Genomic DNA, 17,586 nt, shown 5'->3' with positions numbered 1-17,586 from the left:
TAGATTACGAGAGGGCGGTATTTGACGCCTTTAAAATATTAAAAGGGGGAGAAGAATTGAGAAATAAGTTTTTCAAAAGGGTTACGAGTACTCTGATGGCTTTTGTGTTGTTTTTGCCTATGTTTTTAACAGGGTTCACCCCGCCATTACATGCCACAGCGGAAGTGACAAAGAATGAGGGTGAACCAGTCGACATCACCGATCACCAGCTGGAGGAAGGAGATTTTAAAGTCATTTCCGGCGATGGAACTGTTACTTATAATGAAGATGGTTCCGCTACCTTCAAGGTTACTTCGACGCAAAAGAACCGTATTATCTACAATCAAATGAAACCGATAAAGAACGGGATTTTTGAAGCGGATATCGCCCCGGAGACCAGCGCCATGAACCGCTTCGGGCTTATTTACCGCGTTCAAGATCCATCAGCTTACACATATGTGGGAACAGGTGATACGAACAATCAATATTTTGGCGAAATCTTTGGTCCGACGAATACGTGGACGTCAATGACATCAGACGTACCATTAGAAGCATATAAAACCTATCATTTACGCCTCAAATTCACCGATGATGTTGCCACCTTGTATATCAATGATAAAAAGGTAAATTCCTGGACATTGTCAGGTGGTGTCGACAAAGCCGGATTACTAGGATTCGAAAAAAGCCGTGGCGCAGCAAACATTACGATCTCCAACATCAAGATAAAAGAAACGGAACCATCTAAGGCACCCAATACACCACCAGTTGAAGACACAATCAGCTCGGATTATATGGATGTTGCTATTGACCAAGTATTCCCGCGCGTTATTGAATACCGTGTAGGCAACAAGATTATGGATGGTCAAAAAACACCAGTTTACGGACTAAAAGTAAACGGCAATCTTTATTATCCGGAAGTTAGTTTTAAAAAGCTAAGCAAAAGCGAAGCCTTGTACACCTTAAAAGTTGTTGATCAAGATGAAGGAATAAATGCAGTTTTTAAACTGACCTTAAGGGTTGAGAAAAATAAAGTAGTTTATACATTTGATGAAATTAAAAATGCCGATAAGGCAAAAATTGAAACAATTGAATTTGCTGACCTTAACCTCATCTCAGTCAATTCAGCCCAAACCAACGCGAAGGCCAAATTAACGAACCTCAGCAGTGATGTGACAAAACCGGGAGATACCGATGTACGGGTCGATTCCTCTATGGGAGGCATTGGAACATCTTCACGGTACTATACAGCATTCCTGTCAACAGACCAGCTAAGTGCCGGTGTCTGGTCTAGCTCCGAGGTCAATGGTTATGGAAACTTGGTGGCTTCCCGTTATCAGAATGAAGACGGTTCGAAAGCTCTTGGCATTGGTTCCAGTCTGCTTTATTACCACAGAGAATTTATGCCGAACCCACAATCGAAACCGACGATTAAAATTACCATCGCCGAGGACTTGAATAGAGATGATCAGGTGGATTGGCAGGACGGTGCGATTGCTTACCGTGACATTATGCAAGACATTCCAGGCTCGGATAACGTAAATAATCTTGTAGGAACACGGATTGTTATGAATTTCGGCTCTCAGGTACAGCAGCCGTTCCTAAAAACTTTGGACAATGTGAAGAAGGTTTCCCTGGCAACAGATGGTGTAGGTCAAGCCGTACTGTTAAAAGGCTATGGAAATGAAGGGCATGATAGTGCACATCCGGATTACGGTAATGTCGGGGAGCGGATGGGCGGCGAAGCCGATTTAAAAACATTGATTGAGGAAGGCCATAAGTATAACACGGAATTCGGCGTCCATATTAATGCCCAAGAAACGTACCCAGAAGCGAAGGCATTTAATGATGATTTTATTGACGGCCCAAATTCAAGAGGGTGGGGCTGGCTTGATCAGTCATATACGATTAATAAACTAAAGGATTTGTACTCTGGAACACGTGCCAAAAGGCTGGATGAATTAAAGGCGGCTGCACCTGGGCTTGACTTTATTTATCTAGACGTATGGTATCAGGACCAATGGGAATCCGACCGCATTTCTGAGCAGTTTCATGACCGCGGCTGGCGTCTCACAACAGAGTTCGGTACGTCAGTGGCTAATTATTCCACATGGCAGCACTGGGCTACGGATAAGAATTACGGCGGACCTGCCAACAAGGGTATCAATTCCGAGGTCCTGCGCTTTATCAGCAACCACCAAAAGGATTCTTGGGTATTGAATTGGCCTGAGGCGGGTGGAACGGCGGACCATCCATTGCTTGGCGGATTTGAATTAGCCGGCTTCGAAGGCTGGCAGTCTGATAAGAATTTTGACCATTTTATTAGGAAGACGTTTGATACAAATGTACCGACAAAATTTTTACAAAAATATTATGTAACAAATTGGAAGACTATCGAGGGTGACAAAACGAAAACCAACTTGGAAAAAGAGATTAAATTGGCCGATCCAAGCAATGGTGATGTAGTGGCAGTTAAAAGGAAGGACAATTCCAGAGAACGTGTGATCACACTGAATGGAAATGTTGTTCTTGATGAACATGCTTATCTGCTTCCTTGGGTGGAGCAGGACTTTAAAAACCCAACTCCTAAAGCAGAAAAAATGTATCACTGGAATTTAAAAGGCGGTACTACAACTTGGACACTTCCGGAAGGATTTGTTGGTCCGAATCAAAAGGTTTATGTGTATAAATTAACGGATCAAGGCCGCCAAGATGTGAAGAAAGTCAAGGTCGTTAATAATCAGATTACATTAAACGCCGAGGCCGCAACTCCTTATATTGTCATCCCGGACAAGAAGGAGAAGGGGTTACAGATTGACGATTGGAGCAAGGCTGCACATGTTTATGACACTGGCTTTAATTCGGGAACGGTCAAAGATCCACATACTAAGGTTGCCGGTGATAAAAACAGCGTCACGGTTGTCAGAACGAATCAAACAGGCGATGCGCGTAACTTAAGCAGCGGAGATTATTACTTAAATATTGACAGTCCATCAGAAAACACATCCGTTTCACGCGTCATCACTGACCTTGTGCCAGGGAAGGATTATGTGGCGGAGGTTTATGTGCAAAATAATAGTGATGAAAAGGCAGAAATAAAAGTAGCTGTCGAAGATGGGAAGGAAGTTAGCAGCTACGTGCTGCGGAGCCTGCAAAAGAACTATGTTAAAGCAGATTCACACGCTTCCAATGATGGTTACAATAGCAAAATGCAAAGAATGCAAGTAAGTTTTACGGCTGCCTCTAAGAAGGCCGAGCTATTTCTTAGCCGTGATGCCGGGGAAGGAAATACGAAATTTGATGATATTCGGATTGTCCAAAAATCCTTGCACAATCAAGCTTCATCAAAGATCTTTGAACAGGATTTTGAATCTGTCGTTCAAGGAATTTACCCATTTGTGATTGGAAATACGGAAGGGGTAGAAGACAACAGAATTCACTTGTCTGAATTGCATGCTCCGTACACACAAAAAGGATGGGCTGGTAAAAAGTTAGTCGATGATGTAATTGCTGGAAACTGGTCTGTGAAAGTAAATACCGGAAACAAAGGGTTAGTGTACCGTACTATTCCGCAGCACTTCCACTTTGAACCAGGAGTATCGTATAAGGTGTCGTTTGATTATCAAACAACGGCCAATTCCTATCGCTTTATCTCTGGTGACCAGGAAATTGATGTCCGTGACATAGGGGCTGCCCAAGGCTTACGTTTAAATGACAAACTTTCGGCTTCCACCGAAACCAAGACGGCGGAATTTACGATTACCGGTTCAGAAAACGGCCAAACCTACATTGGGATCTTTAGTGACGGAACAACTCTCAACGGAGACACTGGGGCTGGAACATTCATCCTCGACAACCTGCGTATCGAACGTTTAGATTAGTATGATGCATGGAGACGGTTCTACTGTCTCATTGGGGGGCGATTCACTAGAATCGCCCCCAGCACATTTCTAGACGTCCTCAAAAGATGATGCACAAGAACCGTCCCCATGTCTCATGATGTCTTACTCACCCATCCTTTTTATGTTGGAGATTATCGAATTAACTCCTTCTGAATAGAGGAGGATGGGCTGTGTTTGCGGGAGTTGGATGTTAAAGGGATGAGTCATGGTGTTTTGCTGAATTTCTGCTTCGGCTTTTTGCAAGGGCCAAGGGTGATGGTCAATCTCGGCACTATAGATTTGCTGACGGGCGTCAACACTGAAAAGGCGGTAGCGCTCGGTCAACCAGTATTCAAAGGTTTCCTTGCCGGCAAAGTAAACCCCCGGAGAAGCCATGAAATTCCCGTTGAACTGGACGGAAAAAGCACTATTCCGATCATTTCGCAGACTATTGTAATAGTACCCTCCAAGATGATCTTGAAAAGACATAATCTGTGAATAATAATAAGGAAGTCTGTACCATTTCTTTGCCACAGTATAAGTAACCCAGTGCGGAGCATCAAGAGAAAGAAAGTAAACGCCCGACTGACCGCCATACCTGACATACGTCCGGACATTGATCTCCGGAAACTTGGCGAACAACGGCAGCCGCGGCAGCCCGCGAAGGTAAATCCCATCCATCACAAACACTACAATCCCGAGCCAGGCGTACCGTTCAAACGTATCAATCTCCAATTGTTCAGGGACAAACGGGCGAACCGACTCCACCGGTACCGGCCAATGGGCAAATAAAAGATTTTTCCATGATTGCTTCATGATCCATTTATTTGTTATCGAAGAAAGCTGCTGCGGGAAAATCATGAAAAAATCCTCCTTCATTTTTTTCTAAACCTCTTACGTACCCAAATTAAAAAAAGTAATAGCAGCGGGATCCCAATAATAAGCGGTAGTTCTACTATATATGGGAATATTTCTTGTCTAAACCTTCCATATTCTTCTTTGTATTCTCCTATAAAGAAAGTAGTAATAAAGACAAAGGAGGCTGCGGGAATAATCATCCGCCGATAATTTTTTATTTTAAACACATCAGTTACTCCCAATACGATAGCATAAAAATACAAGCTGATTTTTATAAAAAACCCTAACACAAATGTCCCGACCACAATGGAGTCCATGCGCTGAATAAAATTTCCGACATTGATTTTTTCAACCATATTGAGAAGCGGAATATCGGCAGCTTCTGCTCCTGAAGGGCCGATAACGGTAATGATTAGCATGAACGTCCAGCTAAGACTTAAACCGCTCAGGACTAAAGCGGCCGAGCCAGCTTTTCTAGCTGATTCCGGCCTATTAAGGTAAGGGAGGAACATCAAAAATAGAAAAATCTCTCCCATAGGAAAGGAGAAGGACACTAGGAAGGCATCTTTCAGGACGGGCAGCCAGCCATTCTCGAGAACAGGCTGAAGATTCTTCCATTTAATGATACCGGAAGCAATAACACTTAAATTTCCGGTTAAGCCGAATATAACCATCCAAATTAACAATATTTCCGCTGTTCTGCCAAGCACTTCAAACCCTAAATAGCAGCCGTACACAATCAGCAGAATCATGAGGAAACAAACAACGGCAATAGGTGTTTCCGATAAAATATGGGTGGTAATGGTATCGGCTAAATGACGTGTGGCAATAGCAGTTATATAAACAAAATAGCAAAGATAAACTAGTGATAAAGGAATGCCAATATATTTACTAAAAACTTTTACTAAGATTCCTGTTAAAGGAAGCTCAGGGTAGTGATTGAATATCTGACAAAATATAAAAAGATAAAGACAAAGGCTGCCCAGCATTCCAATGAAAATGGAAATCCATGAATCCTGCCCGGCATTCGGTGTCAAAGAAGTCACAATGGCACTTAATACAAATAAAAACATGAGAGAAAACATTTGCTTTTGATCAATCTTTATTTTGTTCATATATGATAATACCCTTCCGCTCATACACTGCTTTCCATACTCCCTATTTTTAACATTTACCTATTTCCTTAAACCTAATCCAACGCTATACGAAATCCAAGCCCCTGCCTAAATCACAATAAACCCAATTTGTTCCACAATATAGGGATATAGGTCCTTAAAGTGGAAATAATAACCCCAAATATGGAGGAATAAGAGGGATCCCGGATTGAACCTTTTTAAAAGTAAAAGTAAGCAGGCGCTAAAAGCAAAATGGGAGGATTTGCAGAAAAAAGCTCAGCACCAGAATTCACTGAAAAGTCCACCAAAAATGAGTTCTAATACAAAAATTCTCGCCAGTATCCACGGAAACATTTCTAAGGTAAAAGAAACGCTGGGAAATAGCGATGACATCATCGTACGAGAGATCAGGCTGGGAAAAGAGGGGAGGGTCAAGGGCTGTCTCCTTTATATTGATGGCTTGATTGATTGCGGGGCAAACCATAACTTTATTATGGAATCGTTAATGCTTAATTTACGTACGACGGATATTGAAGCAGCACAAGGGCTAACTGGTTTAACACTATTACAATACTTAAAAGAAATGGTGTTAACGGTAGGCGATATTCATGATATCGCGGACTTTGCGGGCTTAATTGAATCCCTGCTATCGGCAAAAGTGATTCTCTTATTTGAAGGCTATACAGAGGGCTTTGCCATTGAGATGAAAGGGGCTAAAGAACGGTCTGTTGAAGAACCGACGACTGAAACGACAATTAGAGGTCCTCGTGAGGGATTTACGGAAAATCTGCGTGTTAATACGTCATTATTACGTAAGAAAATTAAAGATCCTAACCTTTGGATTGAATCGAAGAAAATTGGCAAAGTCACGAATACGAATGTTTCTATCATGTATATTAAAGGCATTGCCAATGATAAAATCGTAGAAGAGGTCCGCCGCCGCCTAGATGCTATTGACATCGACAGTATTTTAGAATCAGGCTATATTGAGGAGTTGATTCAGGATAAAACCTGGACGCCTTTTCCTACGATGTATCATACAGAACGGCCGGATGCCATCGCGGCCGATTTGTTAGAAGGCCGTGTCGCTATTTTTGTTGACGGCACCCCATTTGTAATGACCGTACCAGTTGTGTTTCCACAGTTTTTGCAGTCACCTGAGGATTATTACAACAGAGCGGACATTACCACACTGCTTCGATTCCTGAGATATGTTGGTTTTTTTATCGCCCTATTGGCTCCGTCATTATATATCGCTATCACCACCTTCCACCAGGAAATGCTGCCGACGCTATTACTTATTACTCTTGCTTCTCAAAGGGAGGGTGTGCCATTTCCGGCCTTTGTCGAAGCAATAACAATGGAGGTCACCTTTGAAATATTAAGGGAGGCTGGACTGCGAATGCCGCGTGCGATTGGTCAGGCTGTTTCTATTGTCGGTACTTTGGTCGTTGGAACAGCCGCCGTCGATGCTGGCTTTGCCTCCGCTGCAATGGTCATCGTCGTGGCGATTACCGCCATTTCCAGTTTTATTGTCAGTAATTATGAATTGGCGATTTCCATACGAATGCTGCGCTTTCCGTTCATGGCCCTTGCTGCCTCTTTCGGTTTATATGGCATTATTGTCGGTTTAATTGCGATGATTCTTCATTTATGCAGCTTACGCTCATTTGGGGTCCCGTATATGGCGCCATTTGGTCCTTTTATTAAAGACGACCAGAAGGATGCGGTTTTCCGGATTCCGCGATGGGCCATGTTTTCCCGTCCGCGGCTGATTGGTAAAAATAATTTAATACGCGAACAGACCCCATCACCAAAGCCGGAAAATGGAAAAAAGTGAAGCTGCCCATTAGCAGCTTCACTTTTTTTGGTTATTATTCCGCTGAATAATGCTTCTTACTAAATGAACAGCGAGAAGGAATAAGGGAAGTAAGAATCCGTATGTTAACGCATATACTGGCCAAACTTCCGCATTAAAAGTATCAGCTATAACTACATTCGGATTAATGATTAAAGAAAAAATTAGCAGAACCATTCCAATTGGTAATGTTAGGGGGCGATGATCATGTAGTTTTAATGTTTGAGCAAGTCCAATAACTACAGCATAAAAATAAAGGGATAATTTAAAATAAAGGGAGATCATCCACATGCCGGCAATGATGGCTTCCACCCGTTGTAAGAAGTCTCCTATCTTCATCATTCTAGCTACAGCATAACTGGCATACATCTGATGAGCACTCAAATACGGACCTAAAACCATAGTAGTAACAACAATCATGATATTTAGGCAAAGACCGGCCAGCAGAATCCCCATATAAAAACTTTTACCTGCTTTTTTGGATGGTTGTACACAACTAGGAAAAATCATTAATAAGACAACTAAAGGTAAGGAAAATATACTAATATAAATAAAAATTGATTTTATTATATGTTTGATACTTGAATCAAACATGGGCTGAATATTCTTAATTTCAGCTTGGGGTAATACGACGACTGCTCCAAAAATAAAAAGAACAACAAAAAGGCCAAATAGGATTTCAGCTGAACGGGCAAGGGTTTCGAGTCCAAGGCGTATTCCCATAATGACAATGAGAACAAAAATAATTTGAATTGCCGCATTTGGTGTTTCTGGCATCAGCTGAGTTGACACGAAGTTTCCAACATCGGAAAGCGATATAGCTGATGCGTAAAAGGAGAAGAATATCAATGAGAAAGAAACCAGCTTACCGATCCATTTACCCAAAATGGTTTCATTCATCTCTATGATGGTCAAAGTAGGGTATTTTCTGCCAATCAAGTTGTATAATGCTACTAGCAATAAACTTGTACATGTTCCAATGAAAGCGCCAAGCCAAGCATCCTGTTCAGCTGCTTGAGCCATCGCCCCGGGAATAATCAAGATTGCTGTCCCAGTAGAAAATAATGTCACTAATATGGCAAATTGCCGAGCAGAAATTTTAACAGTATTCACCAAATTTCAACTTCCCATCAATGGTTGATTACTAATTATGAAAATGGAATAGAAAGAATGTTAAAGGATTTATTCCAGCCATTTATTCAGCAGTTCATAAAATGGTTTGTAAATTATTGTAAGTCCAGTGCGCGGGTTCGGTATATTAACTTGCAAGCTTACAGCAATGCCCATACCTACCGCGAATAATAGTATAAACGAAAAAAACCATGTTTCTCTTCTCAGCTTTTTCTTTATCAAATAGGGAACTTCCAATATTAAAATGATTACTGCTGCTGCTATGACCCCGGCAACTCCAAGCATCTATAAACTCCTAAAATCACATTTTAAATTATCACCTATATTATTCACCATACCGATAAGGAAATAAACGTCCTGTGCGGTCCAATGAATTTTTATTAAAAAAATAATTTCGAACGTTAATGGCGTAAAGTATCCAGCTTTTGGAGAGTATAAACGGTGACTAAAGTTCGAAAAAGGTGAAGCAAATGAAGCGAATCCTCCTTATCTTCTGTTCGATAAGCCTATTACTCCTCCTTACTGGGTGTTGGAACCGCAAGGAATTAAACGAACTCGCCATCGTGGTAGGATTGGCAATTGATAAGATAGATGATGAATATCTGATTACCGTTCAAGTCGTAAATCCGGGACAAATTGCAGCGAAGGAAGGGGGAGATGGGAAAGTTCCGGTAGTCGTGTATCAAGAAAAAGGCGATACTTTTTTTGAGGCAATTAGGAGGATTACAACCGTATCCCCAAGAAAACTCTATTTTTCCCATCTTCGATTTTTAGTATATGGGGAGGAATTGGCCAGGGAAGGAATTGGTGAGTCTATAGACTCTTTAACAAGAGATCAGGAATTACGGACAGACTTTTATATTACTGTAGCTAAAGGCAGAAGGGGCGGAGATATTTTAAAAGTGTTAACAGAATTAGAGAAAATCCCCGTCAATCAGCTATATGATTCCTTGGAGGCATCCCAAAAAGCATGGGCCCCGACGATTACGATTACACTAGATCAATTAATTTCTGAGTTAATAAGCGATGGAATGGATGCTAAATTAACAGGAATTATTATCACCGGCGATGAAGCGGAGGGAGAAGCGCTGGAAAATGTCCAGCGAACGGTTCCCCGGACAAGATTAAAGTACCAAGACATTGGCATTTTCAAAGGTGACCGGCTGGTCGGCTGGTTATATGAGGCTGAAAGCAAAGGGCTAAATGAAGCTTTAGGAAATGTTAAAAGTACTGTGATAGAGGTTCCTTGTCCAGAAAAGGGAATAGCTGCGATTGAATTAGTCAGGACTAAATCAGATATAAAAACGGTACTTTTAAAAGAGAAACCAAAAGGAATTGTCCGATACGAGGCAGAAGCGAATGTCGGCAATGTACAGTGCAGGACGCTCGATTTGACGAATCCACAAACTATTCGTGACCTTGAAATCAAAACTGAAAATGATATCAAAAGGAATATTCGTGCTGCGTTAAAATTATCGCAAAAAGATTTTAACGCAGATATCTTCGGTTTCGGCGAAGCCCTCCACCGCTCAAACCCAGATTATTGGAAAAAGATCAAAAACAATTGGAAACCACAGTACTATAGAAACCTGCAAGTGGACTTAAACATTAAAGTGAAAATCCGCCGAATCGGAACAATCAAGAACTCTCCTTATAACAAGATTCAAAAAGAATGAAGCCAGGGACGGTTCTCTCGCTTCGCATTGAAGCAAGAAAACCGTCTCCATGCTTCACGCAAAATACCGGCGGAGCAGGTAGGCAATCCATTTGCAATGAGGGTTTTGTCTGATGTTTTCAATCAGTCCTTTTACAATCGCCGGCGGAAACTTTGGTTGCTGCAGTTCCTCTTTAAGCAGCAGCAGAGATTCCTTTTCAATGGAATCTTCCATTTCTTCCACTTTTTCATCTAGCAAAGCCGCCAGCTGTTCCTTCGCCGCAGCTTTATCAGCGGGCTGCTTAAATTTAAACATCTCCACGAGTTCGTCTGAAACAAATGGAACAGTCGTGTGTTTCGCCAACAGATTTGTTTTTTCCACAAGCGACTCTGCCAAGAGCTTCAAATCCAATGGAACATTATAAAACACAAATAACTGGGAATACGTATTCATAAACCCTTTAATGCAATACATCAAATCGTATTTTATCCTGGCGATACGCTCGCCATATAAGCGTTCCAGCATGGATAGAATTGCGTCCGAGATTAATTGATCGTAGTACTGCATTTTTACAATCAGTTCTTTATTGAACGTTTGTGATTGTTCCTTGAATAGGACTTTTGCAAAATCGGAATGCTTATGAAAAGATTGATAAATCGTATAGTAAAATTGGTATAAAAGGTCCTGGTCCGCAGCTTGGCTGACTATGTGGTCAATATCTGAAGTAATCTGCATCATGAAATAATCAATCAAGGCGAAAATCAATTCATCCTTTGATTTAAACGATAAGTAAAATGCGCCTTTGGAAATTCCGCACTGGTCGGTGATTTGTTGTACAGATGTAGCCTCGAATCCCTGCTTTGCAAATAGCTCCAGGGCCGTCTCCATGATTAGTTGTTTTTTTGACATATGATCCGCTCCCATGGTCTTTTGTTTGACAAATGACTACTCGGTCATTATTATAGGTAATTGAGTTGAATTCGTCAATTAAAGGCAGGTGTCATCGTGAAAGGGTTTGTCAATTTTGTTATAAAGAATAAATTAGCAGTATGGCTGTTAACCATTATCATCACGGTAACCGGGATTTATTCAGGAATGCGGATGAATATGGAGACGATTCCGAATATCTCGATTCCATACTTAATGGTAACTGACGTCTATCCTGGCGCTACTCCCGAAAAAGTAATGGAAGACGTCTCCATGCCGATTGAAAAAGCAGTGGAAGGTCTTGATCATGTAAAGGCCGTGTATTCCAACTCGTATTCAAACATGTCGAGCATCCAGGTGGAATACGAATACGGGATCGACATGGATGAAGCGAAACGTGAATTAAAATCAGCGTTAGATAATGTAAAATTACCTGAAGGGGCGGAAAAACCGACCACTTCGTCCATCAGCATGAATATGATGCCGGTTGTCGCCTTAAGCGTCAGCAGCACAAAAGAAGACATAGTAGAATTAACCTCCACAGTCGAGGAAAGCCTGCTTCCAAAGATTGAGAAAATTGAAGGAGTAGCCTCAGCCACGATAACAGGCCAGCATATCGAAGAAGTGGACCTGACGTATAAAAAAGCAGAAATGGAAGAGCTTGGCTTAACGGAAGATAAAGTCAAGGACATGATCAAGGCAAGCAACATGTCGGTTTCTTTAGGACTTTATGAGTTCAAGGAAGGGGAGCAGGCGGTTGCAATTGACGGCAAATTCATGACCATGAAGGAATTAAAGGACATGCTGATTCCTGTCACGCCGTCAGCTAAAAACCCTTCGCCATTTGTCAAACTTAGCGATATTGCCGACGTGAAATTAGTCGGTAAAGTAAAATCGATCTCCCGGACAAACGGCAAAGATGCGATTGCAATTCAAATTGTGAAAGCTCAGCAGGCAAACACGGTTGATGTCGTTAACAAGGTTAAGGAGTTAGCGAAGGATGAAAAAGCGAAAATTGACGGCTTGGTCATTAATGTTACCCTTGACCAAGGGAAGCCAATCGAAGAATCAGTCGCAACGATGATCGAAAAAGCGGTATTCGGCGGTTTGATTGCTGTATTAATCATTCTGTTATTCCTGCGGGACTTTAAATCAATGATTATTTCGATTATCTCGATCCCGGTATCGATTTTTATGGCGCTAATGATTTTGCACTGGATGGATATCACCCTGAACATTATGACGCTTGGGGCGATCACCGTTGCCATCGGCCGGGTCATCGATGACTCGATAGTCGTCGTCGAAAATATTTACCGGCGCCTCCATTTAAAAGAAGAAAAATTATCTGGACGTGCCCTTATCCGTGAAGCAACGCTCGAAATGTTCAAGCCGATTGCATCATCTACATTAGTAACGGTTGCCGTTTTTGCCCCGCTGATTTTTGTTGGCGGAATGGTCGGCGAGCTGTTCGCGCCGTTTGCTTTGACAATGGCCTTCGCACTTGGCGCTTCGCTGCTTGTAGCGATCACCATCGTACCGGCATTGTCACACTTCTTATTTAAGAAAAAGCTTTACGGAGAGAAGACGGCGAAACGTCATAAAGAGGCGGGCGAGCTTGCCCAATGGTATAAATGGTTCCTGGAAAAATGCTTGAACCATAAAGTCATTACATCACTGCTTGCGATTATTTTATTGGCCGGCAGTTTGGCATTAACACCATTAATCGGCTTCAGTTTCCTTGGCAGTGAAGAAGATAAAGTGATGTACTTAACGTATACACCGAAAGCCGGCGAGCTTAAGGAAGAAACAATGGAAAACGTAAAAGTCGTCGAAGATCAAATGCTGAAGCGTAAAGATATTGATATTGTACAAATATCCATTACGGAAGCCGGCGATCAAACCGCTGTGATGATGGGCGGCGGCGGTGGCGGTGCCTTGATGTACCTCATCTTTGACCCGGATATGGAGAACTTCCCGAAGGTCCGAGATGAAATTGAGGACTATGTGAAAAATATCGGTCAGTCGGGCAAGTGGAGAAGCCAGAACTTCTCATCGATGTCTGGTGCGGAAAATGAAGTCAGCTACACTTTCTACAGTGAAGACATAAATAAGCTCAATAAATCTGTCAAAATGGCAGAAGATGTGATGAAGAAACAGAAGGGCGTCAAGGACGTGACCTCCAGTGCTGAGGATGCCTACGTTGAATACACTCTTCGTGTCCAGCAGGATGAATTGATCAAGTACGGTTTAACCGCGGGTCAGCTTGTGATGATGTTAAATCCAATGCAAAAACAAGATGTGTTAACAACGATTGAAAAAGACGGCAATGCTTTAGATGTCATTGTGCAGCAGGAAAAATCGAAGCAAAAGCCAAAATCAATTGATGAAATGTTAAAAACACAGATTCCAACAGCATTGGGTAAACCGATGCCGCTTTCTGACCTTGTTACAGTTAAAAAGGGAACAACCTTAAACACCCTTTCACGCAGTAAAGGGGAGTACTTTGCAAGTGTTTCAGGGAAAATTACCGATAAAGATGTTTCCAATGTAACATCCAATGTGAAGAAGGAAATTGATAAACTAGACTTGCCTAAGGGGGTAACGGTCGGAGTCGCCGGTGTGCAGGCGGATATGAATGAAACGTTCACCCAGCTCGGTGCCGCAATGCTGGCAGCAATTGCCATTGTCTACTTCATTTTGGTAGTCACATTCGGTGAAGGTCTCGCGCCATTTGCCGTCCTGTTCTCGCTGCCGTTTACGGTTATTGGCTCCTTTGTCGGTCTGCTGATTTCAGGCGAAACCATTTCCGTCTCTGTCATGATGGGACTATTGATGTTAATCGGGATTGTTGTCACCAACGCGATTGTATTAGTCGACAGGATTATCCATATGGAACGCGCTGGGCTGACAATGCGTGAAGCGATTCTTGAGGCCGGCGCAACCCGTCTTCGCCCTATCCTAATGACAGCGATTGCTACAATCGGCGCCCTCGTGCCGCTCGCACTCGGCGCAGGCGGCGGAGGGTTGATATCAAAGGGTCTGGCGATCACCGTTATCGGCGGTTTAACAAGTTCAACGCTATTAACACTAATCGTCGTACCAATCGTATACGAAATCTTATCCAAACTATTCAAAAAGAATAGGAGAGATATAGAGGAAAACTGATAAGGTTAGGAAGTATGTGAGATCATTCCTATATTACTTTCAATAAAAGGGGCCAGCCCTTGCTGCACAGTAGCAAGGAACTGACCCCTTTTTAATTCAATTTATTATTCCAAACTTTTAGATTGGTGATTTTGCTTGAAGCGAGAACACCGAACCGTCCGTTAATAAAGGTATTATCGAGAATGGTAAAGTTTTTTAAAATCTCCCCTGACTTGGTGGAGGTGATACTGATCATTGATGAATCATGGTTGGTTCCTCTGTAGCCGTTCTTCAGCACATTATTGATAATTTTAATATCGCTTGCATTAGATATATCAATCACTCTTGCGTAGCGGCCCACGCCGGTAATGGTGTTTTTTTCGATGGTCGTATTACTTGCATATACGGAAATGGCGGCCCACATGTCATAGGCATCATTTTCCGGGTATGTCGTATAGAAATTATTTTTATAAAAATTGTTGTAAATTTTATTTCCTTTGATAAGCGTGCCGGGGGATTGGATTTTTATTGCCCTTTTATGATTATAAGAAAAGATATTGTTTAAAATTTTTAGATTAACGTCCTCATCAAACCCCTGAATCACAATGCCATCGCCATCATCCTTTGGTCCAATGCTGGTAAAGGAAGAATGACTGATGGTTATATTTTTAGCGGCAGGCTGCTGTGTCTGTTCCGGGCTGATTAAAATTCCCCGTGCTACATAGTGATCCCAGCCCTTAATGGGGTTTCGGGCAAAGACATTTTGAATTTTACAATGATCAATGCTAATATTTCTTGTTCCGCCCTCAATGCGAATCCCGCTGACAGTTAGACGGGATAGGGAAGGGTTTTCAGGCTGTGTTATATGGTGGATACGGCAATTGGAGATAACAACGTAACGTGATCCATTGGCAATCGTCAGCCCTCTTAGGGATGTATTGCTTCCATTGAATGTCATCCCTTCAATATGGACATGCTGTCCCTTAATACGAAGCATCGTAAATAAATCAGCACCAGCTTTTAGGGCGGCCTGTTCCCCTGTTATTTCTACCCCGTCGTGAATAGCTATTTCCCTCGTAATTTTATATGTACCGGGTGGAAAATAAATTTTATGGTTACGGCTGTCCTGCATGGCCATCTCAATGGCCGTTGTATCATCCGTAATACCATCTCCCTCAGCACCGTAATCTTTTACGTTCACCGCCTTTGTTTGGTTGTACCAAATCATAAGTAATGTAGACAAGACTCCAATTAGAATAAATAGTAACCATTTTTTTCTTCTTAGCAATCTCCCAAACTCCTCTTTTACAAAAGAATTATAAATGTCCAATATCCGGCCCATGAATAACATATGTCACTGACCCCTGTTTTTTGCTCACTCTCTTATATATTATCTCCATAAATCACGTTTTTATCGTCTATCAACTATTGTTTTTCCTAAAAATAGTAGAAAGGGACTGAAAGGCTGACTGAAATAGGACGTCGGTGCAATCACTCTTTCGCATTTTTTAGGACTACGGTATCAAACATTAAAGAAAGTTAATTGAAGCAAAGGGAAATTCTGTGTCCTTTCCTTCAATTTTGAACTGGTAGGAAAATAAACTCATGGGTAAAACAAGTAGCTAGAGAGCTTTACCAAAGAAATCAATGAATCATTTGACCCTTTTTCCAAACTATGACCATTTACCAATTTTCCAAAAAACCCAACATCCTCCATTAGCATTCCATTAAAATGAAGCTTACATTTGGTTGATAAGGAGGATGTATAAATGTCTATTGAAGGACCAAGGGAGAGGAAATATATTTACGAGATTCACTTTTTGCGTGCGTTTGCCTGCCTGGCCGTTGTCTGCGTCCATGTCTCCGCGACAAACTATGGAATGAATAGTCAAACATGGAATGAGTTTACCTATTTTCTTAATCAATATGGGCGTTTTGGTACCCCTATTTTTGCCGTAATCAGCGGTTTTCTGCTGTTCTTTCAGGTAAGAAATAAAGGGTTTCACTTAGGCTATTTTTTAAAATCGCGTTTAACGAAGATCGTTATTCCTTTTCTCATTTGGAGTCTTGCTTACCGCTATCTCCTTTATTACTATGATCATCAAGCATTTGGAGATGTGCAAGCGGAAGTCGTTAAGATTTTACAGGGAAATTCCTTTTATCACTTATATTTTGTGGTGATTGTGATTCAATTCTATTTTCTATTTCCTTTTCTGCAAAAGCTGTTTCGTACGCAAACACTTATGATGATCTTTACTTTTCTATCGCTTTGGATCAGCTACCAGCTTTACGGATTTCAATCTGATATTAATGGACCGGTTGGAGATTTTCTCTCAAGCAAATCGTTTATGCCGGTTTGGATTTTTTACTTTGCTTTTGGCGGCTTTCTTGCCTACTTTTGGGATGAAATCGTTAGTTTTGCCGTCAAACGTCCGTGGAAGATGTTCACCATCGCCATGCTTATTTCGCTTGGAGCAATCGTAGAGTATAAGGTAAATGGGTATGTATCCAATCGAAGGTTAACCAATTTAGCCAATATTCCTTTGCTGTGTATTGCTGTGATTGGAATGTATCCGTTTTTTTCAAGATGGAATGTACTGAACAAATCTCTGACGATTATTGGGAAATACTCCATGGGCATCTATCTTATTCATCCCATGATCTTATATTTATTTGCTAGACATTTACCTCAAAACTACTGGAGTGTCTTTTATGTACCGCTGATGTTTATCTCTGTCATCCTGATCGCGGTGGTATTTATTAGAATTATCCAATTCATGCCTTTTAGTCAATTTGTGATTCCAGTGCCGAAAATGAGGAAAAGGCAGTCAATGACACAAAAAGAAATACATACCAATAAGATAGCTGTGTAGGGTGAATTATGAAAAAAGCCAAGCTAGAACTTGGCTTTTTTTTTACTAAAATAAGCTGTATAAAATATATCGAAAAGGGTATATTCTAAATCATAGGAATTTCAAAGAAAGCAGGATACGTCTATGATTCAATTTATGGAAGTTTTTCGCGAAACCTTTACATGGATT

General features: G+C 41.5%; 11 protein-coding genes. 5 read left to right on the top strand and 6 right to left on the bottom strand.

Features of this window, described 5'->3' with window-relative positions; genetic code table 11:
• Positions 1-56 precede the first annotated feature (56 nt).
• Positions 57-3,857, top strand: a complete 3,801-nt coding sequence (locus tag A6749_RS08620; RefSeq protein ID WP_236719638.1) for an endo-alpha-N-acetylgalactosaminidase family protein — start codon at positions 57-59, stop codon at positions 3,855-3,857.
• Positions 3,858-3,980: 123 nt separating this feature from the next.
• On the opposite strand, the gene A6749_RS08615 is transcribed toward A6749_RS08620, so the two are convergent.
• On the bottom strand, positions 3,981-4,718 hold the full coding sequence (locus A6749_RS08615; protein ID WP_084797720.1) for a YqjF family protein: 738 nt from the start codon (positions 4,716-4,718) through the stop codon (positions 3,981-3,983).
• 14 nt (positions 4,719-4,732) lie between these two features.
• Positions 4,733-5,830, bottom strand: coding sequence for a GerAB/ArcD/ProY family transporter (locus tag A6749_RS08610; RefSeq protein ID WP_161487125.1), 1,098 nt, complete (start codon positions 5,828-5,830; stop codon positions 4,733-4,735).
• Positions 5,831-6,140: 310 nt separating this feature from the next.
• Here A6749_RS08610 and A6749_RS08605 point away from each other — a divergent pair, with 310 nt between their 5' ends.
• Complete coding sequence (locus A6749_RS08605) at positions 6,141-7,670, top strand: spore germination protein (protein WP_066400885.1); 1,530 nt, start codon at positions 6,141-6,143, stop codon at positions 7,668-7,670.
• Positions 7,671-7,688: 18 nt separating this feature from the next.
• Here A6749_RS08605 and A6749_RS08600 read toward each other — a convergent pair whose 3' ends face one another.
• Both A6749_RS08600 and A6749_RS08595 read right to left on the bottom strand, forming a co-directional pair.
• On the bottom strand, positions 7,689-8,801 hold the full coding sequence (locus tag A6749_RS08600; RefSeq protein WP_161487124.1) for a GerAB/ArcD/ProY family transporter: 1,113 nt from the start codon (positions 8,799-8,801) through the stop codon (positions 7,689-7,691).
• 69 nt (positions 8,802-8,870) lie between these two features.
• The gene (locus A6749_RS08595; RefSeq protein ID WP_066388081.1) at positions 8,871-9,104 is read right to left on the bottom strand and encodes a hypothetical protein; all 234 of its coding nucleotides are present in this window, start codon (positions 9,102-9,104) and stop codon (positions 8,871-8,873) included.
• A gap of 185 nt (positions 9,105-9,289) precedes the next feature.
• Between A6749_RS08595 and A6749_RS08590 the strand changes: the two genes are divergently transcribed.
• Positions 9,290-10,495, top strand: a complete 1,206-nt coding sequence (locus tag A6749_RS08590) for a Ger(x)C family spore germination protein (protein ID WP_066388079.1) — start codon at positions 9,290-9,292, stop codon at positions 10,493-10,495.
• Positions 10,496-10,549: 54 nt separating this feature from the next.
• On the opposite strand, the gene A6749_RS08585 is transcribed toward A6749_RS08590, so the two are convergent.
• Positions 10,550-11,383: a TetR/AcrR family transcriptional regulator gene (locus tag A6749_RS08585; protein ID WP_066388071.1), complete on the bottom strand. Its 834-nt coding sequence runs from the start codon at positions 11,381-11,383 to the stop codon at positions 10,550-10,552.
• Between the two features lie 96 nt (positions 11,384-11,479).
• On the opposite strand from A6749_RS08585, the gene A6749_RS08580 reads away from it, so the two are divergent.
• On the top strand, positions 11,480-14,566 hold the full coding sequence (locus A6749_RS08580; protein WP_066388069.1) for an efflux RND transporter permease subunit: 3,087 nt from the start codon (positions 11,480-11,482) through the stop codon (positions 14,564-14,566).
• 91 nt (positions 14,567-14,657) lie between these two features.
• Here A6749_RS08580 and A6749_RS08575 read toward each other — a convergent pair whose 3' ends face one another.
• Positions 14,658-15,833 (bottom strand): right-handed parallel beta-helix repeat-containing protein, encoded by a 1,176-nt coding sequence (locus tag A6749_RS08575; RefSeq protein ID WP_161487123.1) that lies wholly within the window; start codon positions 15,831-15,833, stop codon positions 14,658-14,660.
• Positions 15,834-16,314: 481 nt separating this feature from the next.
• Between A6749_RS08575 and A6749_RS08570 the strand changes: the two genes are divergently transcribed.
• On the top strand, positions 16,315-17,418 hold the full coding sequence (locus tag A6749_RS08570; protein WP_066388062.1) for an acyltransferase: 1,104 nt from the start codon (positions 16,315-16,317) through the stop codon (positions 17,416-17,418).
• The last annotated feature ends 168 nt before the right edge of the window (positions 17,419-17,586 follow it).

This window comes from Neobacillus mesonae (assembly GCF_001636315.1).
Lineage (GTDB): Bacteria > Bacillota > Bacilli > Bacillales > Cytobacillaceae > Neobacillus > Neobacillus mesonae.
This window is presented reverse-complemented; position numbering and strand designations above follow the sequence as displayed.